Origin of the sequence: Chryseobacterium echinoideorum, assembly GCF_007474535.1 — a bacterium.
GTDB lineage: Bacteria > Bacteroidota > Bacteroidia > Flavobacteriales > Weeksellaceae > Chryseobacterium > Chryseobacterium echinoideorum.
The window spans coordinates 53,371-72,921 of sequence record NZ_VKNW01000007.1 but is presented as its reverse complement, the minus strand read 5'-3'; the positions used below and the strand labels follow the sequence as shown (position 1 = coordinate 72,921).

Annotated in this window: 14 protein-coding genes; 12 read left to right on the top strand and 2 right to left on the bottom strand. The window is 35.0% G+C overall.

Annotated features, from left to right (window positions below):
• Positions 1-51 precede the first annotated feature (51 nt).
• The 5 genes from FOL89_RS10345 to FOL89_RS10325 are packed head-to-tail and all read left to right on the top strand — an operon-like array spanning position 52 to position 10,431.
• Positions 52-1,635 carry a type I restriction-modification system subunit M gene (locus FOL89_RS10345; RefSeq protein ID WP_144282727.1) on the top strand — a complete coding sequence of 528 codons (1,584 nt, stop codon included), beginning with the start codon at positions 52-54 and terminating at the stop codon, positions 1,633-1,635.
• Positions 1,625-2,890, top strand: coding sequence for a restriction endonuclease subunit S (locus FOL89_RS10340; protein ID WP_144282726.1), 1,266 nt, complete (start codon positions 1,625-1,627; stop codon positions 2,888-2,890). Before FOL89_RS10345 ends, FOL89_RS10340 begins: the two co-directional genes overlap by 11 nt.
• Positions 2,891-2,924: 34 nt before the next feature.
• Complete coding sequence (locus FOL89_RS10335; protein ID WP_144282725.1) at positions 2,925-4,067, top strand: PDDEXK-like family protein; 1,143 nt, start codon at positions 2,925-2,927, stop codon at positions 4,065-4,067.
• A 41-nt stretch (positions 4,068-4,108) separates the two neighbouring features.
• On the top strand, positions 4,109-7,288 hold the full coding sequence (locus FOL89_RS10330; RefSeq protein WP_144282724.1) for a P-loop NTPase fold protein: 3,180 nt from the start codon (positions 4,109-4,111) through the stop codon (positions 7,286-7,288).
• Positions 7,285-10,431, top strand: coding sequence for a type I restriction endonuclease subunit R (locus tag FOL89_RS10325; protein WP_144282723.1), 3,147 nt, complete (start codon positions 7,285-7,287; stop codon positions 10,429-10,431). The genes FOL89_RS10330 and FOL89_RS10325 overlap by 4 nt, the downstream gene beginning before the upstream one ends.
• Positions 10,432-10,650: 219 nt before the next feature.
• Here the strand turns inward: FOL89_RS10325 and FOL89_RS10320 are convergent, their stop codons facing one another.
• On the bottom strand, positions 10,651-11,004 hold the full coding sequence (locus FOL89_RS10320) for a hypothetical protein (protein ID WP_144282722.1): 354 nt from the start codon (positions 11,002-11,004) through the stop codon (positions 10,651-10,653).
• Positions 11,005-11,193: 189 nt separating this feature from the next.
• Between FOL89_RS10320 and FOL89_RS10315 the strand changes: the two genes are divergently transcribed.
• From FOL89_RS10315 to FOL89_RS10295, 5 genes are all read left to right on the top strand, one after another.
• Positions 11,194-11,505: a DUF1294 domain-containing protein gene (locus FOL89_RS10315; RefSeq protein WP_228444897.1), complete on the top strand. Its 312-nt coding sequence runs from the start codon at positions 11,194-11,196 to the stop codon at positions 11,503-11,505.
• A 213-nt stretch (positions 11,506-11,718) separates the two neighbouring features.
• A complete protein-coding gene (locus FOL89_RS10310) occupies positions 11,719-12,267 on the top strand; it encodes a type 1 glutamine amidotransferase domain-containing protein (RefSeq protein WP_144282720.1) in 549 nt (182 codons plus the stop codon).
• A 238-nt stretch (positions 12,268-12,505) separates the two neighbouring features.
• On the top strand, positions 12,506-14,311 hold the full coding sequence (gene typA / locus FOL89_RS10305; RefSeq protein ID WP_144282719.1) for a translational GTPase TypA: 1,806 nt from the start codon (positions 12,506-12,508) through the stop codon (positions 14,309-14,311).
• Between the two features lie 220 nt (positions 14,312-14,531).
• Positions 14,532-15,641, top strand: a complete 1,110-nt coding sequence (locus FOL89_RS10300) for a M23 family metallopeptidase (protein ID WP_185146964.1) — start codon at positions 14,532-14,534, stop codon at positions 15,639-15,641.
• Positions 15,642-15,745: 104 nt separating this feature from the next.
• Positions 15,746-17,335 carry a glycoside hydrolase family 10 protein gene (locus tag FOL89_RS10295; protein ID WP_144282717.1) on the top strand — a complete coding sequence of 530 codons (1,590 nt, stop codon included), beginning with the start codon at positions 15,746-15,748 and terminating at the stop codon, positions 17,333-17,335.
• A gap of 46 nt (positions 17,336-17,381) precedes the next feature.
• Here the strand turns inward: FOL89_RS10295 and FOL89_RS10290 are convergent, their stop codons facing one another.
• Entirely contained in the window at positions 17,382-17,942 is a 561-nt protein-coding gene (locus tag FOL89_RS10290) for a hypothetical protein (protein WP_144282716.1), read from the bottom strand.
• A gap of 668 nt (positions 17,943-18,610) precedes the next feature.
• On the opposite strand from FOL89_RS10290, the gene FOL89_RS10285 reads away from it, so the two are divergent.
• Both FOL89_RS10285 and FOL89_RS10280 read left to right on the top strand, forming a co-directional pair.
• Positions 18,611-18,982 (top strand): hypothetical protein, encoded by a 372-nt coding sequence (locus FOL89_RS10285; RefSeq protein ID WP_144282715.1) that lies wholly within the window; start codon positions 18,611-18,613, stop codon positions 18,980-18,982.
• Between the two features lie 4 nt (positions 18,983-18,986).
• Complete coding sequence (locus FOL89_RS10280) at positions 18,987-19,550, top strand: hypothetical protein (RefSeq protein WP_144282714.1); 564 nt, start codon at positions 18,987-18,989, stop codon at positions 19,548-19,550.
• Position 19,551 lies beyond the last annotated feature (1 nt).

Sequence of the window (19,551 nt, the reverse complement as noted above, 5' to 3'; positions counted from 1 at the left end):
TCGTAAAGGTTGGAATTGGTTTTTTGGTTATATTTGAGTTTTAATAAACTAATGGCAACGAAAACAGCTGCAAAAACAAAAAGTACCGAAGAAATCCTTTGGGATTCTGCCAATAAATTAAGAGGTTCTGTGGAGCCTTCGGAATACAAACACGTGGTGTTGAGTCTGATCTTCCTCAAGTTTGCGAATGACAAATTCTTGCGACGAAGACAGGGACTCATCAATGAACATAAAGAAGCATTTCTGGATATCCCCGAGTTCTATCAGGCGGAAAATGTATTTTACCTTCCTGAAGAATCGCGGTGGACTTTCATTATGGAAAACGCTAAGCAGGAAAATATTACATTGATTGTAGATTCTGCCCTGAAAACCATTGAGCGTACCAACAAATCTCTGGAAGGCGCTTTGCCGGACAATTATTTTTCACGTCTTGGACTGGATCAGTCTAAGTTCTCAGCTTTGCTGGATACCATCAACAATATTGATACGCTGAAAGACGAAGCTCACGATATTGTTGGTCGTGTATATGAATATTTTTTGAGCAAATTTGCGATTGCAGAAGGAAAAGGAAAAGGTGAATTCTATACGCCAAAGTCTATCGTCAACCTCATAGCTGAAATGATAGAGCCTTACAAAGGGAAAATCTATGACCCTTCCTGTGGTTCGGGTGGTATGTTTGTACAGTCGCTGAAGTTTATTGAAAAGCATAAGGGAAACAAAAAAGACGTTTCTATCTACGGTCAGGAGCTTACCAATACGACCTATAAACTCGCCAAGATGAACCTCGCCATCCGTGGGATTTCTTCTAATCTGGGGAACAAGGCGGCAGATACTTTTGGCGACGACCAGCACAAAGATCTGAAAGCCGACTACATTATGGCAAACCCACCTTTTAATTTAAAAGACTGGCGTGCGGAAAACGAACTGACGACCGACCCAAGATGGGAAGGCTATGAAGTGCCACCGAAATCCAATGCCAATTATGCGTGGATTCTGAATATGATCTCCAAGCTTTCTCAAAATGGGGTTGCCGGATTTATTTTGGCAAACGGTGCGTTAAGCGGCGGTGGTGAAGAATATAAAATACGGAAACAGATTATTGAAAATGATTTGGTGGAAGCGGTGGTGATTTTACCGCGAGCAATGTTTTATTCTACCGATATTTCGGTGACGCTTTGGATTCTGAACCGCAATAAAAACGAAAGAACTTTTGAAGTGAACGATGGTATAAAAAATTACCGTAACCGAAAAGGAGAAGTTTTGTTTATGGATCTGCGTCAGAAAGGTGAACCGTTTGAAAAGAAATTCATTCAGTTTGGTGAAGAAGAGATTACTGCGATAGCGACTCATTATCACAATTGGCAACAATTCCCCTCCACTGGAGGGGTGTCCGAAGGACGGGGTGGTTACAATATCCCTGAATATTCTTACAGTGCTACTTTAGAAGAAATTCGTAAAAAAGACTATTCTTTGGTACCGAGTAAATATATTGAATTCGTCAACCGTGATGAAAGTCTGGATTATGATGAGCAGATGCAAAGTTTACAGACTGATTTGAAACACTTATTTGAGCAGGAAAGCCAATTGAAAGAGGAGGTTTCCAATGTTTTTAAAACTCTCGGCTATGAGTTATAAGAGATTAGGTAATTATATTCAACAAGTTAATGTTCGGAACAGAGATTCGGAAACAGAAGTTCTTTTAGGCGTGAGCATTACTAAAAAGCTGATACCTTCAATTGCAAATATCATAGGTACGGATATGTCTGTCTATAAAATCATTAAGAAAAGACAATTTGCCTATGGAACTGTAACTTCAAGAAATGGAGAAAAGATTTCCATTGCTTTATCGGACCAGTATGATAAAGCGCTAGTTTCTCAAATCTACGTTGTTTTTGAAGTGATTGATACTGATGAATTGCTTCCTGAATATTTAATGATGTGGTTTTCCAGACCTGAGTTTGACAGATATGTTAGATTCCATTCTCACGGTAGTACGAGAGAAACTTTTGATTGGGCAGATATGTGTGAAGTTGAATTACCAATTCCATCCATCGAAGAACAGCGACAAATTGTTGCGCAATACCAAAGCATAACCAACAAAATAAAAGTCAATGAGCAGATTTGCGAAAAGTTGGAAGCTACTGCGCAGGCTTTGTATAAACATTGGTTTGTGGATTTTGAGTTTCCTATTCCATCAACTTCGAACCCTGAGCTTGTCGAAGGGTACAAATCTTCAGGCGGTAAAATGGTTTGGAATGAAGAGCTTGGGAAGAAGATTCCGGAGGGGTGGGAAGTAAAGACTTTAGGGGAAATATGTGAAAAAATATCTAGTGGTTCTACTCCTTCAGGAGGAAAAGAAAACTATAGAAAAGAAGGGATTTCTTTAATACGGAGTATGAATGTTTATGATTTGAATTTTATTTATGACGATTTAGCATTTATTGATGAGACACAAGCAAAAAAACTTTCAAACGTGATTATAAAAGAAGATGATGTGTTATTTAATATTACAGGAGTATCTGTTGCAAGATGCACTATGGTTCCTTCAGATATTTTACCTGCCAGAGTTAATCAACACGTAATGATTATTAGATCCAAAGAGAATTTTAAGCTAAACCATTATATACTACTTAATTTAGTTAGTAATGAGTCAAAGAATCAACTATTAGGAGTTAGTCAGTCTGGGTCTACTAGAGAAGCAATAACAAAATCTGATATTGAAGGATTTTCAATTTTGTTACCAGATTTAAATCTAATTGATTCATTCAATTCAACTGTAAAAATTACAACCAAACTAATAAATAAAATTAGAAAACAAAACCAAAAACTCGCACAACTACAAAGTTTGTTGTTGTCGCGGTTGGCGGTTGGGGAGGAAGTGAGTGCTTAAATAAGAAAACTAAAACTAAACCTGAAAACTAATTATGGATGGAATTGAAAAGCTTCTCCGAGAAGTAAATTGGACTATAAAAAGCAACAAATTAGAAGTTGCTAATACTGAAGACTCTTTTAATATGTTTAGCATTTGCGGAGTCAATCATTATGAAAATACGCATTCTTCTATTATAGCAGAGTTGCTAGATCCTAATGGAAGTCATCAATTAGGACACAAATTTTTTGAAGCATTTATCTCTTTGCTCATCAAATTGGAATTATTACCACCAGAATATACATATTCATATCAGGATATTAATGTAGCCAGAGAGTATTCCACCACATTTGGAAGATTGGATATTCTTATAACCAATGCGGAGGGATATGCTATTCTCCTTGAAAACAAAATATACTCAAGAGAACAAGATCAACAGTTAGCACGTTATCATACTTTTGGAACTAACAAATTCGGAGGTCGCTTTAAATTGATTTATCTTACTCTATTTGGAGATGACTCTAATCAGGAAGGATTAAGTAAATCAGATTACTTATCAGTAAGTTATAGCGAAATTATCTTACAGTGGCTGGATCGATGCATCGAAATAGCAGTCCGATCGCCTATTGTCCGCGAAACACTTATTCAATATAGCAATCATCTAAAAAATCTCACGAATCAAAACACAACTTCAACCATGGATAAAGCATTACTAGATCAACTTTCACAACCTCAAAATTTAGATGCTGTGTTTGTCATAGCTGAGAATATTAGCAACATTCAGAACGAAATTATAAACACTGTATTCTTTAAACAACTCGAAGAAATATGTGAAGAATTAAATATTGACTTATTGAGTGAGCGTGGTGATTATGTCAATACAAGTTGGGCAGGATTTCATTTTTCAGTTCCAAAATGGAAGAATTATAAGATTTTCACAGAGTTTAGTGCAAGAGGATTAAGAAATTTTATTATCGGTATCGCACCAAAAAATGATCAGGTTGATACTACTGCTCTGACAGAAATTAAAAATAGATTAGGTGGTGGAAATGCCAGACTTGGTTATTATAGATTCCCAAAATACCAGAGTTGGAAATCTGATGCTATGAAAGCTATTATCAATGGGGAAATGAAAAGTATTTTTAAAAAAGAAATTGAGATGTTGTTGGATTTAATGATCGATGTTGATAATGTTTAGCATTAATTAAGATAAAAATTAAAACTTATAATCACAAAACGATGGCAGAGAATTCTACAAATCAAAATTCATTAAAGTTTCTAAAAAATCAACCTCTCGGTGAAGATTTATTTGAAAATAAATCGCAAGATAAAATAGCACAAGTTATTAGTGAGAAAATTATCAATGATCCAGAATTTAAGATTATTGGAATTGATGGTGAATGGGGTTCTGGTAAAAGTAACTTGGTAAGACTACTTGATAAAAAGCTTGAAAGTACTCATAAATTTTTTGTTTATGATGTTTGGGGGCATCAAGAAGATGAGCAAAGAAAATCTATATTGGTAGAATTAACAGAGTTCATTAAGAATGAACCAAACTTACTTAAACAAGGGGATAAGAAAATTTGGGACAATAAATTAAAAGTTCTACTAGCTAAATCAAAGGAAACAACAACTATTAATCAGCCATATCTCAGTATTGGGTTTATTTTTAGTTTATTATCAATTGTCTATATTCCTACTGTAAATGTTTTTAAAGATTCAATAAAAGATTTCTTAGAAATTGAATCTTGGTTTTGGAAAATTGTTCTTGTTACATTTCCTTTGATAATAGTTGTAGGAATTTATATTTGGAATGTAATCGGAAATTGGAGTCAAAAAAATGGATTTTGGAATTCTTTCAAATTGTCCGCAGAGGAAACTTTTCAGGTTTATACAAATAAGCAAAAAGAAGAAACTAAGATTGAGACAGTGTCTGAAGATCAACCATCAGTCAGAGATTTTCAAAATTGGATGAATGATATTAATGATGATCTTAATAAAAAGGTTGTAATTGTTTTCGATAACTTTGATAGATTACCGAAAAAGCATATCCTAAATATATGGTCATCAATACACATATTTTTTGCAGAAAAATCGTATTCAAATATCAAAATTATCATTCCTTTTGATCGAGAGCACATTCAAAATGCATTTAATGAATTAAATGGAAAAGAGAATACTAAATTTGGGGATGATTATGTAAATAAAACTTTTGATATTGTATTTAGAATCACTTTGCCAATCATGTCTAACTGGAAAAAATTTTTTACTGAACAATGGAAAAAAGCTTTTACAAACTATGATGAGGATGAATTAAAATTAGTTGTTCAAGTTTATGAGTTCTTAAATCGTAGAATAACACCAAGAGAAATTATATCTTTTATAAACGAAATACTCACAATTAAATTATTAGACAACAGCTTTAAAGAAAGGTATCTAGCAATTTTTGTTCTAAAAAAGGATGATATTTTAAAAAATCCTCTAGATGCTATTACGAATCTAGAATACCTAAAAGGTCTACAATCGTTTTATAGCAACGATAAAGATTTTGCAAAACAATTAACTGCAATAGTTTACCATATTGATGTAGAAAATGCAATAGAGCTCATATACACTCAAGAGTTGAAAGATTCAATGAATAAAAATGATGTAGAACAATTTAATACTATATGCAAATCTGAGTTTATTGATTCAATCTTTAATTCTGCGATTACTGAATTGGAGATTTTAGAAAATCCAATATTAACATTGTCAAAATTAGATAAAGAAACAAATCTTTCTAAGTTACATATAAGTCAGGCGTGGGATTTATTTTATAGTAAAATATTAAAACTTGATATTGTAAGAAAATTAGAAATTGAAAATTGGCAAGTGACTTTATTGAGAAATATTTCTGATGATACTTATTTATCTAAATTATTGGCAAATTATTATACATTAATAGATGACATTAATATAGAAAACTATGCAGATTTGATAGACAATATCTCAAAAGATTTAGGTGAAGATAGAATTAATGCTGCTTTAAATGAAAAAACAATCTCTGCTAGTAATTTTATAAAATTAATTGAATACAAAAGTGATGATTATGAAAAGTATAAATTAAAGACAAATTTTTATCAGCTGGATTTGTATCTCTCCAAATTAAAAATTGACGAAATTTTTGAATTAGAGCATACTGATATACTTGCTAAAACGACAAAATTTAGACAATATCAAGAATCGCTAAAAACTGAACTAAACAAATTTATAGATCAAAATAATATTGAATTAGCAAATAATACTTTGATTAAAATAAAAGAAACTGTGAAAGAAACTTCTGATTTGAAAAACTTATTAGAAGATGTTAAGGTTTACACTATTTTTGCTAATAATACATCATCAGATTTACCAATTATAAACGAATTAATTGCGATGAGAATCGCTAAAGGAAATACATTTAGTACCTCCTACAAAAGTACTTTTAATAATGTTCTTAATACGGAAGATGAAGAAAGAGCTAGTAAAATTGCACAAATAATTTTGCAGTACATCTCTTATGGTGAATTACTTTTATTATCTAAGACATTTGAAAATGCACCATTGTTTAGGCAGATTATTTTGTCAATGTTTCCGTTAACTTCTGTAAAAAAGACTGCAAATATTATTGATTTAATAAACAAATATCAAGAAATAAAAGAAAGTTTAAAAATAGATGATAACGAATTAATTACCGAATTAAATAAGTGGAAAATTAACAAGAATAATCTTGATGTAAATAAACTAGATGATGAATTTCTTAAAGATTGCATTGCCAACTTAGACTTTAAAATAACAAAAGATTTCTTGGAGGTTTTTAATAGTGATTTTAAAAATTTTTATAAAGATACTTATGAAACTGTTTTTGATGATGAATCAGATATTCATTTTAAATATTTTGAATATTTAGAGCTGGAAAGTCTAACTCAGGAATCGTTGGATGTATATGAAAATAAATTTATTGAATTATTAAAATCTAGTAATACAATTGATAAACAATGGTGGAGGATTCTGAAAAAGTATGACGAAAACAATGCTGATCTTTCTGTTGTAAATACATTAAAAAATATTAGAGACCAAATTTTAAATTCTTCAATAACCTTAAATTTAGAAGTTGCAAAATTAATTTTACCATATTTCTTAAAATATGATTTGTTAAGTAATCAAAAGGATATATTTAGATTAATTATCAAGAATGAATTTTTATCTGATAGCGATTTTGTGAAATTTCTGATTTCAAATTCAGATTTCGCTAAAAATATTTATCAGCAGGCGCCGACAACTGATAAAGATGGGTTTCGAAATACTATTAATGAAAAAAGAGAATCCAACGATCTGCTCGAACAGTTAGCAAAAAAAATTGATATTAGAAAACCAAAAGGAAATACGGAAAACCAATGAAATACACCGAATCCCAATTAGAAAAATCATTCATCCATCTTCTGAAAGAGGAAGGCTATGAGTACGTGAATGGCAAAGACGTAGGTCGGGCATCGCATCAGGAGGTTTTGATTCGGGAAGATCTGAGTGATTTTCTACTATTGCGTTATCCAGATTTAGAAACGACAGAACTGGAAACATTGATCAATGAACTGGCGTATCAACCCGCATCCAATCTATATGACAGCAATAAATACATTGGGAAACTCCTGGCAGACGGTCTGATCTTTAAAAGACACAATCCTGCTAAAAAAGATTTGCACATCCGCTACATCGATATAGATTCAACCAGTCTTATAAAAACCAATCGCTTTAAGATTGTGAACCAGCTGGAGATTCAGGGAAAAGAATTACGGATTCCTGATTTGATTCTGTATATCAACGGGATTCCGGTGGTAATATTTGAGTTTAAAACAACGATAGAAGAAGAGATTACGATTTATGATGCTTACAAACAACTGAGCATCCGCTACCGAAGAGATATTCCGGAACTGATGAAATACAATGCGTTCTGCATCATCAGCGACGGCGTGAACAACAAAGCGGGTTCTATGTTTGCGCCTTACGATTTTTTCTACGGTTGGCATAAAATTACAGGCGAAGAAAAGAAAGCACTAACGGGCATTCATACCGCCACTTCCATTGTTCACGGAATGCTGAATAGGGAAAGGCTTTGTGATATTCTGCATCACTTCATCTGGTTTCCCGATACGACTAAAAAAGAAGAAAAGATCCTGTGCCGTTATCCGCAGTATTATGCTGCCAATAAGCTTTTCGATAATATCCAGAAGCACCGCAAACCAGAAGGCGATGGAAAAGGCGGAACTTACTTTGGAGCAACAGGTTGCGGGAAAAGTTATACGATGCTTTACCTTTCCAGACTGTTGATGCGTTCTACCCAGTTGGCAAGTCCGACCATCATTATTATCTCCGACCGTACCGATCTGGATGACCAGCTGTCGAGAGATTTTACCAATGCTAAGGATTTTATTGGCGATGAAAATATTATCAACATAGAATCCAGAGCCGATCTTCGTGCAAGATTGCGGGGCAGGGAAAGTGGCGGCGTTTTTCTGACGACGGTTCAGAAATTTGCAGAAGACAGCGAGATTTTGAGCGACCGCACCAATATCATCTGTATCTCCGACGAAGCCCACCGCTCGCAGGTGAATCTGGATTTGAAAGTCAAAATTGATGAAAACGGCGTAAAGAAATCCTATGGTTTTGCAAAATACCTGCATGATTCACTTCCTAACGCTACGTATGTAGGTTTTACAGGAACACCGATTGATAAAACGCTGGATGTATTTGGTTCGGTTGTAGATTCTTACACGATGTTTGAATCAGTGGTGGATGAAATTACGGTGCGACTGGTATATGAAGGACGTGCTGCGAAAGTGAATCTAAACCATTCCAAGGTTATAGAAATTGAAAAATATTATCAGGATGCAGTCGCAGAAGGTGCTTCGGAATATCATGTGGAAACCAGCCAGAAAGCCATTGCCAGAATGGAGGTGATTTTGGGTGACCCTGGAAGAATTGAAGCGATTGCACAGGATTTCATAACGCATTATGAAAAACGGATTGAGGAGAAAGCGACTGTTGCCGGAAAGGTAATGTTTGTGTGTGTCTCAAGAGAAATAGCCTACAAACTTTTTAAAGAAATCATTAAACTAAGACCAGAATGGAATGAAAAAAGTCTTGCGGAAAACCTGAGCAAAAAGGAGCAGAAAGAAATCAAACCCATCGAGCGCATCAAAATGGTGATGACCAGAAACAAAGATGACGAAGAAAGTTTGTGGAATCTGCTCGGCAATAAAGAAGACCGAAAAGAACTGGACAGACAGTTTAAACAATTCCATTCCAATTTCAAAATAGCTGTTGTGGTTGATATGTGGCTGACTGGTTTTGATGTTCCGTTTTTGGATACAATTTATATCGACAAGCCATTGCAGACGCACAATCTGATTCAGACGATTTCACGTGTGAACCGAAAGTTTGAAGGCAAGGACAAGGGTCTGGTTGTCGATTACATTGGCATCAAGAAAAACCTGAATCATGCTTTGGGCTTATTCAATAACACGACGGCTGCAGATGATTTTGAAGATATTGATAAAGCCGTCATTATTGTAAAAGATCAACTTGAACTTTTGCGACAGTTTTTCTATCAGTTCGATACGACAGATTATTTTAAAGGTTCACCGATTGAACAGCTGAATTGCCTAAACCGGGCTTCTGAATTGGTTTTGCACACGGAGAAATCTGAAAATTTCTTTGTAGATGTCACCAAAAAACTGAAAGCAGCCTACAATCTGACTTGCGGTTCAGAAATCTTTAACGAAAAGGAAACCGATGAAGTTCATTTTTATTTTGCCATTAAATCAATTATTATCAAACTGACCAAAGGCGAAGCTCCCGACACGGCACAGATGAATGCTAAAGTGAGTAAAATGGTAGAAGAAGCTATTGTTTCTGAGGGTGTGGAAGAAATCTTTAAACTGGATGACAACAAAGCCAATGCAATTGATCTGTTTAATGATAAGTTTCTTGAGAAAATCAATGCATTGGAATTACCAAATACCAAGATTAAAATTCTTGAAAGACTGCTGAAACAGGCAATCTCCGATTTCAAAAAAGTCAATAAAGTAAAAGGTATTGAATTTTCTGAGAGACTGCAGAAAATCATCAATAGTTATAATGAACGTAGCGAACTGGATATTTTGGATTACGATGGTATTCAGGCTGATACTTCCGAACAGATTCTAGACCTGATTTTAAAACTGCGTACAGAAATGGCATCCTTTGAAGATCTGGGAATTGACTATGAAGAAAAAGCGTTTTATGATATTCTGGATATGGTATGCAAACAGTACGGTTTTGAGTTTGACAAAGACAAAATGCTGGAACTTGCCAGAGAAATCAAGAGGATTGTAGATGATACTGCTAAGTTTCCGGATTGGAGTGACAGGGATGACATCAAAGCGCAGCTAAAGATGGAAATTATTGTGAAGCTGCACGAGTTCGGTTATCCACCAATTACGCAGGATGAGGTGTATAAAAATGTGCTGGAGCAGGCGGAGAATTTTAAGAAGAATAAGATTTAAACATAAATATTAGAAAAAATAATTATACAATGACTTTTTTAGAATTAGCAACAATCTTGTCAAGGTTATTACATAGAACTGCTCAACCTTGACATGGTTTACTTCAATCCTTAAAACAAACTTCCCGATACTTTTTTTAAAATAACTCGAAGAGACGAGTAGTATTAAGTTCTTTTGTTTTTACACAGAGCAAGATAGAATCACTCTTAAAATTAACTTTCAATTCAAAAACTCACTATTACGAATCCTCACCGCATACTCACTCCCCAAATACAAAGGATTGCCATGCTTTTCAGACCAGAAACCATCTAAAGTATCAGCATTGAGGCAGCGGTAAACTGCAATCCCTTTGTATATTTTTTGGTCATCACCTTTGTAGCTGAAATTAATGACGAGAATCTGATCTTTGTAAAAACCTGTGCCGTGCTGAATATGATCCCCGATTGTCCATCGCGCAATAATGCGGTTGTTGTCATCTACCCTTAAAGTCAGAAAACCGTGATACGTACTGCCGTTTTCCTCCTGATTGCTTCCCTGTATCGAATAGTTTCCTGCAAGATCGTGTACTGTCATGCTGTTTGTTAAAAAACAAATGTACTTATCTTTTTTTAAAATTATTCAGAGCTTTTTTATTTTGGATATCCGTTATTGATCATACTATTGTTTCAATCACAAAACACTAAAAATTTCACCAAGAACACAATACTTGTGAGCTTTGTGAACAGCTTTTGCGTTGTGATAAAATAACCATCATTACAACAAATGGTTTATAATCACATTGGCTCGTTCAGGTTATGTATATTTGCAGCTATGATTTATTATGTGTCTGTGATCAGTATCATCAGCTTTGGATTATTTGGATTTGATAAAATGAAAGCAGTAAAGCGTCAGAGAAGAATCCCTGAATCTACTTTATTAACGATGACTTTATTAGGCGGAACCATAGGAACTATTCTGGGAATGATCCTTTTCAGACATAAGATCTCCAAAAAATCGTTTATCTTCAAAACGGGTTTTATTATTGTTTTGCAAATAGTGGCAGTATTGCTTTACAGCAGATTTTTAAAAATTTAACAAAAAGTCTTATAGGATTCTCATCAGTATGGTCAATTGTTGGGATATCAGCTTATAATTTCAAAAGTTTTCAGGTGGATCATTATATAAAAGCATTAATAAAGCTCAATAAATAATTTTAACAGTTCATTTAACAAAGTTTTAGCATTTCAATTCAGTTCACGGCATTATTTTTTCAAGTCTCTTAGTACATAACACCAAAAATTTAATAATATGTCTAAAAAAATCGCCATTTTGGCAACACACGGATTTGAAGAAAGCGAACTAAGTTCTCCAAAAGAACATTTGGAACAGCAGGGATGGACAGCTCATATTGTGAGTCCAGAAAGCGGAAGCATTAAAGCATGGTCAGGGAAAGACTGGGGGAAAGAATATTCCGTTGATAAAAAATTAAGTGAAGCATCGGCATCAGATTATGATGCACTGGTTTTACCGGGTGGTGTCATCAACCCGGATCAATTGAGAACCAATGAGGAAGCTTTATCATTCGTTAAAGATTTTTTCAAGCAGCATAAACCGGTCGCAGCAATCTGTCATGGACCTCAGATTCTTATCAACGCTGATGCTGTGGAAGGTCGTAACATGACTTCTGTACAATCTATCAGTAAAGATCTGAAAAATGCGGGTGCCAAATGGGAAGACAGCGAAGTAGTGGTAGACAGCGGTCTGGTTACGAGCAGAACTCCTGAAGATCTGCCTGCCTTTAATGCGAAACTGGTAGAAGAAGTAAAAGAAGGAAAACATCAGGAACAGACCTTATAAAAGCATCCAATATATTGTATTTTATAAGTTAAGTAGAAAAGGTTTAAGTCTCCATAGATTTAAACCTTTTTTTTGTAAGACTGTAAAATTTAATCGGGACGATTATTTTCAGATCTCAGAATCTTCCTTGTTTTTAGTTCTTCCGAATAACGTCTTCATTATTAATTTGTTAAATAATAGATATTGTTGATGTTTAATTCATTAAAAATCACTAATTTCGCACCCGTAAAAATCATTCATGCAAAACATTAGAAATATTGCGATTATCGCACACGTTGACCACGGTAAAACTACTTTGGTTGATAAGATTATTCATGCTACAAACATTTTCAGAGAAAATCAGGAAAGTGGAGAATTAATAATGGATAACAACGATCTTGAAAGAGAAAGAGGAATTACCATTTTATCAAAAAATATTTCTGTTACTTATAAAGATACAAAAATTAATGTAATTGATACTCCCGGTCACGCCGATTTTGGTGGGGAAGTAGAAAGAGTATTGAAAATGGCAGATGGAGTAATCTTGTTGGTAGATGCATTTGAAGGACCAATGCCTCAGACAAGATTCGTATTGCAGAAAGCTTTGGAATTAGGATTAAGACCATTGGTGGTAATCAACAAAGTAGACAAGCCTAACTGTCGTCCGGATGAAGTTCATGATCAGGTTTTTGATTTGTTCTTTAACTTGGAAGCCACTGAAGAGCAGTTGGATTTCCCAACATTCTACGGTTCTTCAAAACAAGGTTGGTTCAACACTTCATTGGAACAGACCGAAGATATTTTACCATTATTAGATGGTATTTTACAATATGTTCCTGCACCAAAAGTTTCTGAAGGAAATCTTCAGATGCAGATTACTTCTCTTGATTTTTCTTCTTTCTTGGGAAGAATTGCGATCGGAAAAGTAACAAGAGGGGAGCTTAAGGAATCTCAATGGATCGGTCTTGCACAGGCAGACGGAAAAATCGTAAAAGGAAAGGTAAAGGAACTGTATGTTTTTGAAGGTTTAGGAAAGAAAAAAGTAACCGAAGTGCAGGCAGGAGACATCTGTGCGGTAGTAGGTTTTGATGCTTTCCAGATCGGTGATTCTTTCGTAGATCTTGAAAATCCTGAACCATTGGAAAGAACGGCGATTGATGAGCCTACCCTTAACATGACATTCTCCATCAACAATTCACCTTTCTTTGGTAAAGACGGTAAATATGTTACTTCTAACCACCTGAAAGAAAGATTACACAAAGAATTAGAGAAAAACCTTGCACTAAGAGTTCAGCAGACAGATGATGCCAATACATTCCTTGTTTTTGGTAGAGGTATTCTTCACTTATCCGTTTTAATTGAAACCATGAGAAGAGAAGGGTATGAAATGACGATCGGTCAGCCGCAGGTTATCCTGAGAGAAATTGACGGTGAAAAATGCGAGCCTTACGAATCTTTGGTGGTAGACGTTCCTGAGGAGTATGCTTCAAGGGTAATTGATCTGGCTACTCAGAGAAAAGGGGATCTTCATATTATGGAAACTAAAGGAGAGATGCAGCACATGGAATTTGAAATTCCTTCAAGAGGTTTGATCGGGCTGCGTTCTCAGATGTTGACCGCTACTGCAGGTGAGGCTATTATGGCACACCGTTTCACAGAATACAAGCCTTTCAAAGGTGCGATTCCGGGAAGAAACAATGGGGTATTGATCAGCAAAACTCAAGGTCCGGCAACTGAATATTCTATTGCTAAACTACAGGACAGAGGTAAGTTTTTTGTAGATCCGGGTGAAGAAATTTATGCAGGTATGATCATCGGTGAGCAAAACAAGCCGGGAGATTTGGTAGTAAATATCGTAGAAGCAAAACAGTTGAATAACATGAGAGCTTCAGGTAAAGATAAAGATACTGGTGTTGCACCGAAAATCTTATTCTCTCTGGAAGAATGTATGGAATACATCCAAGGTGATGAAGCGATAGAGGTAACTCCAAACTTCATCAGAATGAGAAAGAAATTGCTTTCTGAAGAAGAAAGAAAAAAAGTGGAAAGAATGGCAAAAGCATAATTTGCCATCTAAAATATCAATCAAGCCTCGGAATTTCCGGGGCTTTTTCTATTGAGCTAAGTATAACATTCATCTGTTAACGGCTGAATATTTGTATAAAAATCATTTAGAATATCTTATGATAAAGAGTTTTTTATTAATTAAGACTTTATGTATTCATTTACAATCAATTATTTTAAACTTCATAAGCGAACCTAAACAAACTGATATAGAGCTGAGCATGAAAAAATTCCGATCCATCTTCATTATTTCTTTTCTTTTTATTATTCTCATATCATGTGACGGATTAAAAAAAGCAAGAAATATTTTTGAAACTTCAGAGCGTATCAAATATGAAAGAAGTTTCTCAGGTGCAGACAGTCTCATGACACAATGGAAAACAAATTTTGCATCTGCAGCAGATAATCAGTTAGTCATAAAAGAGGACGCTGTTTTTTCTGTACAGATCAATGACAGCAATATTCCTGCTTTGGGTTATTCTTTAGAACTTCAGCACGGACAGCTTTTAGTGGTGGAAGCAATCGCCAATGATCCCCACACGAAAATCTTTGTAGACATCAGCGAAAACAATTATTCCAAGGAAAAGGCAGAAAGTGCTATGATCAGTAACGGGAAATTCAGAAAAAGAATTGAAAATACAGGATGCTATAAAATTATTGTACAGCCGGAAATTAATTTCACAGGAACATTTGCTTTGAAGATATATACACAGCCTTCACTCGATTTTCCTGTATCAGGAAAAGGAAATAAAGATGTTCAGAGTTTTTGGGGAGCAAGCCGTGACGGCGGCGGCAGAAGCCATGAAGGAATAGATATTTTTGCACGAAAGGGAACTCCTGTAACTGCCGTGATCAGCGGAACTGTCACAAGAACCGGAAATCAGGGGTTAGGCGGAAAACAGGTGTGGATAAGAGATTCGGAAATGAATTATTCTTACTATTATGCCCATTTAGACAGTATTATTGCAAACAACGGACAGCGGGTAAAAGCAGGTGACACATTAGGATTAGTGGGAAGTACAGGGAATGCAGCAGGAGGAGCACCCCATCTTCATTTCGGAATTTACACTTCAGGAGGAGCGATAGACCCTTACCCTTTTGTGAAAAACCGTAAACTCCCTGAGTCTGTTTCTCCTCCATTGAAAATATTTTCTGCCAAGTTCGTCAAAGCAGAATCTGTTCTGAGATCCGGACCGGGTATTAATTACACCATTCTTAAAAAATTAACAGACAGAACAGCCATAACAATTCTTGCAGCAGGAAAAGACTGGTGTCACGTAAAAACCTCTGACGGAGCAGAAGGATTTATGTATTCAGACAGGCTTGAATAATTTTTGTCATTATTAATAAGAGTAGGCAGGTATATGCTTTTTTTATATTCTGAATTTTATTATCTTGAAATCCTTAATAATCGATCAGTTTGAATCATAGATCAATGAAAATCACTCACATAAAATTAGTCTGCCTTTTGGGATTGTTTGCATCTTTCAGTACTTCGTGTGCTGTCAAAGAAAAATTAACTGCGACAAAACCCGCAAAAGCACCAAACAAGACCGTTAAAATTCCAGATCCTAAACCTATTCCGCCTATTGCAGCAGTTGAAGAAGACTTGAAAGTTGATCTTCCGGCAATCAACCGTGAATTCCGCGGAGTCTGGATCGCAAGTGTGGCCAATATCAACTGGCCTTCAAGAAACAATCTTTCTGTAGAGCAGCAAAAGAGAGAAGCCATCAGTATGTTGAATATGTTAGAGGAAAACAATTTTAATGCTGTGATTTTTCAGGTTCGTCCTTCTGCAGACGCTTTATATACGAGCGAGCTTGAGCCTTGGTCGTATTTCTTAACCGGAAAAACCGGCGAGCCGCCTTATCCCAATTACGATCCTTTGCAGTTCTGGATTGAAGAATCCCATAAAAGAGGAATGGAACTTCATGTATGGCTGAATCCCTACAGAGCGCATCATTCCAACGGAGGAACAGTCACAAATCAATCAATGGTTAATAAACTTTCCGATATAACCATCAGATTAAAAAACGGAATGTACTGGTTTGATCCTGCTAATCCGAAAACTCAGGGGCACGTTTCTAATGTGGTCAAAGACATTGTGAAAAGATATGATATTGATGCCGTACATTTTGATGACTATTTTTATCCCTATGCAACGTATAACCGTGGAGCAGATTTCCCCGATCATACAACCTGGAACGAATATGTAAAAAGTGGAGGAACATTAAACAGGGCAGACTGGAGAAGAGATAACGTCAATAAATTTGTAGAAAGAATTTATAAAGAAATTCATGCAGAAAAAAATTATGTAAAGTTCGGAATCAGTCCGTTCGGGATTTGGAAACCCGGTTATCCTGAAGGAATTGTCGGTTCGTCACAATATGATGAGTTGTACGCTGATGCTAAATTATGGCTTAATAAAGGTTGGGTAGATTATTTTTCGCCACAGTTATACTGGCCTATTGAGTCTAAAGGACAAAGTTTTCCTGCTTTGCTCAATTGGTGGAAATCAGAAAATACCATGAACCGCCATCTCTGGCCCGGCTTAAATACGGTAGAAGTAAAAGTTTCTGATCGTCCTTCTGAGATTAAAAATCAGGTTGAAATATCAAGACAGATTTTAAATAACAATACAGGAACAATTCATTGGAGTATTGCCGGCTTAACGAAAAATGCCAATATGCTGCCCACATTGAAGAACGGACCTTATAAAGAAAAAGCATTACCGCCGAGAAGTCCGTGGATCAAAACAACACCTTTAGAAAGACCCACTTTATTTACCAATGACAACGGCAGTTTCGTACAAACAAGCTGGAGTTCAAAAAAAATAGCAAATGTTTTTCAATGGGTGCTTTTTACACAGTACAACGGAGTCTGGGAAACCGAAATCCTCACTCTGGATAAACTTTCAAAAGAAATCCCTAAGCTTAAAAATGGTAAAACATTAAATGCAGTAGCAATAAAAGCCATTGACCGCCTAGGAAACGAAAGTGATTATATGGCGAAAAGAGTGAAATAATAAATTAAAATAAAGGCTGACAGATGATCAGCCTTATTTTTTAAGGTTAAAAAACCTGTACAATAGTGAATTTCTCAGATCCCGAAGTAAGCGTAAACCATTCTCCTTCCAAAGTTGATCTGAATTGATAGGTTTCTGAAACACCGTTGCAGGAGTCATAGGCAGGATCACCCAATTCAAGCTCTGCACCGTAATTAAAGCTGGCATCTCTTGCAACCATCAGACAATCTGTCCAGTCTGTTGATGTTGTAAAAACACTGGTATCAACAAATACAGGATGACTGGGAATTCTCCATAACGGAGGATTGGTAGCTGAACTTTGTACCAACCATTGGCTAACCGGTGGGGTAGAAGATAATCCCTGATTGAATTTTTTAAACTGTGCAATAAAAGGAGTCCCTCCACTTGCAGGATCAAAAGTTAGATTGTAGCTGCTGTAATCGTTGCTTGAAATTCTCGGATAACAATTGCCGTTTAGACCATTCGCTTCAATTCTTGCTTCCAGAAAGTAGGAAGAATAATTGTAAACAAGCAAAGTCGACTGCTGAGCATTAGTATATACTGAAAGCCACACTAAAGAGAATAAAGTTAAAATGTTCTTTTTCATAATAGTTAATTTAGTTTTTGGATAATACGTTATATTTCTGGTGAGAATCTGTCTTAGATTACTGCTCTTATTAATGAAAATAAGAGATCAACTGTAGGTTTCTAATGAGTAAAGAATAATAATTTCACTTTTTAAAGAAATGTAGCAGATAAAACACATTTTTCATTACTTTTTGATTTATTTTAAAACTAATTATAGATCATCAATTGTACAAGCAATCGTTGTAATAATTTATGAATTTTATATTTTCATCAAAAGTTTCGGTAAAAACATAGACAGATTAATTTGTATTAAGTTCTTTAAAATGAATTGTTTAAGAAGTTTGCTGTTCGTGAAATAAATTACGACACTTTTTTTATTCAAATAAATTTAATCTTTAAACATAGCATATATATCATTTATTTATGAATAATAATAGCAAATATAATTTAAAAGGTTTTTATTTATTATGTAAAACATTGAATTTTAATTATTTATAATTTAATCATAAGTAATAATTTATAAATAATTCCCATTATTTGTAAATATTTTAAATTAATCAATTATTTTGGAGATAATTAATTATTAAATTGCAGCACATTTAATTCAATATTTTTGGAAAAAATGATCGAGTCTAAAAATAATTTCTATAATTCAAAAAAACTTTTTTACTAACAAATTTATTTACTATGAAAAAAATTCTTTTTACACTTAGCCTTTTAGCGGTTGTATTACATTCATGTACTAATGAAAGCGGAGTTGTTAACACAGTAGAATCAATGAAAACTCCCGAAATGCAAAATTTCGACATGGCGATGAGAAGTCTTGGAGATCCAGCCAACAGAGCAACCGAGGAAGAAAAAAGAAGCGGAAGTACAGAACTGAGCGACAGAAGAAAAAAAATCCTTCTTCCTTCTGCAACAGATCTTATTAAGTCTACCGGAGTTACGGATGCTCAGATTCAGCAGAAAACCAATGGAGATGTATCTGCAATTTTAGTCTGGGCTATTCAGATTAATCAGGAAAAAATGGCTCAAATAAAAAATAATGTTAAACTATAATATTATGAAAAAACATTTTCTAATGATCTGTTGTGCTTTAGGAGTTCAGATCTCTGCACAGCAAAGCAGACTTACGGTAAACAATTATTCAACTTACGATTTTCACGGTCAATTAATGGCAACTCCGTTAGGAACCTGCTATCCCATGATAGCTATTGCCAGTCCTGCCGTTCCTGATCAGCTTATTGTACCTGCATCAAACAGTTTTTATTTACCAACATACAGTGATGGGGTGGGTGCCGGTATTAGTTCTTTTTCAGTAGTTACTTCGCCAACCAATCCAGCAGTTCCAAGGGTTCCAAGCCATCCTAGCTTATCACCGAGTGGAGCGATCTCAACAAATACCGATTGGAGACACACAAAATTTCAGATGTTTTTTGCTGGAACAAACACCCCATTGTCTTCAGGAGGAACAAATGTGCCTGAAACTTATTTTTTAGGTAATATGGGAGACGGTACCAACAGTTGTTTTACAGGTCCATCTTATATTTCTAGTGTTTATGGAGATGCCGAATGGTTTAACATATCTTCTGGAGGAGTAAAATATACTTATATTCAAATTTATTAAT

Excerpts from the sequence above, each read along its gene's own strand:
- typA (WP_144282719.1), top strand. The coding sequence starts at position 12,506 with ATGCAAAACATTAGAAATATTGCGATTATCGCACACGTTGACCACGGT.
- FOL89_RS10280 (WP_144282714.1), top strand. The coding sequence starts at position 18,987 with ATGAAAAAACATTTTCTAATGATCTGTTGTGCTTTAGGAGTTCAGATC.
- FOL89_RS10325 (WP_144282723.1), top strand. The coding sequence starts at position 7,285 with ATGAAATACACCGAATCCCAATTAGAAAAATCATTCATCCATCTTCTG.
- FOL89_RS10330 (WP_144282724.1), top strand. The coding sequence starts at position 4,109 with ATGGCAGAGAATTCTACAAATCAAAATTCATTAAAGTTTCTAAAAAAT.
- FOL89_RS10290 (WP_144282716.1), bottom strand. The coding sequence starts at position 17,942 with ATGAAAAAGAACATTTTAACTTTATTCTCTTTAGTGTGGCTTTCAGTA.
- FOL89_RS10340 (WP_144282726.1), top strand. The coding sequence starts at position 1,625 with ATGAGTTATAAGAGATTAGGTAATTATATTCAACAAGTTAATGTTCGG.
- FOL89_RS10320 (WP_144282722.1), bottom strand. The coding sequence starts at position 11,004 with ATGACAGTACACGATCTTGCAGGAAACTATTCGATACAGGGAAGCAAT.
- FOL89_RS10335 (WP_144282725.1), top strand. The coding sequence starts at position 2,925 with ATGGATGGAATTGAAAAGCTTCTCCGAGAAGTAAATTGGACTATAAAA.
- FOL89_RS10295 (WP_144282717.1), top strand. The coding sequence starts at position 15,746 with ATGAAAATCACTCACATAAAATTAGTCTGCCTTTTGGGATTGTTTGCA.
- FOL89_RS10300 (WP_185146964.1), top strand. The coding sequence starts at position 14,532 with ATGAAAAAATTCCGATCCATCTTCATTATTTCTTTTCTTTTTATTATT.
- FOL89_RS10345 (WP_144282727.1), top strand. The coding sequence starts at position 52 with ATGGCAACGAAAACAGCTGCAAAAACAAAAAGTACCGAAGAAATCCTT.
- FOL89_RS10310 (WP_144282720.1), top strand. The coding sequence starts at position 11,719 with ATGTCTAAAAAAATCGCCATTTTGGCAACACACGGATTTGAAGAAAGC.
- FOL89_RS10315 (WP_228444897.1), top strand. The coding sequence starts at position 11,194 with ATGGTTTATAATCACATTGGCTCGTTCAGGTTATGTATATTTGCAGCT.
- FOL89_RS10285 (WP_144282715.1), top strand. The coding sequence starts at position 18,611 with ATGAAAAAAATTCTTTTTACACTTAGCCTTTTAGCGGTTGTATTACAT.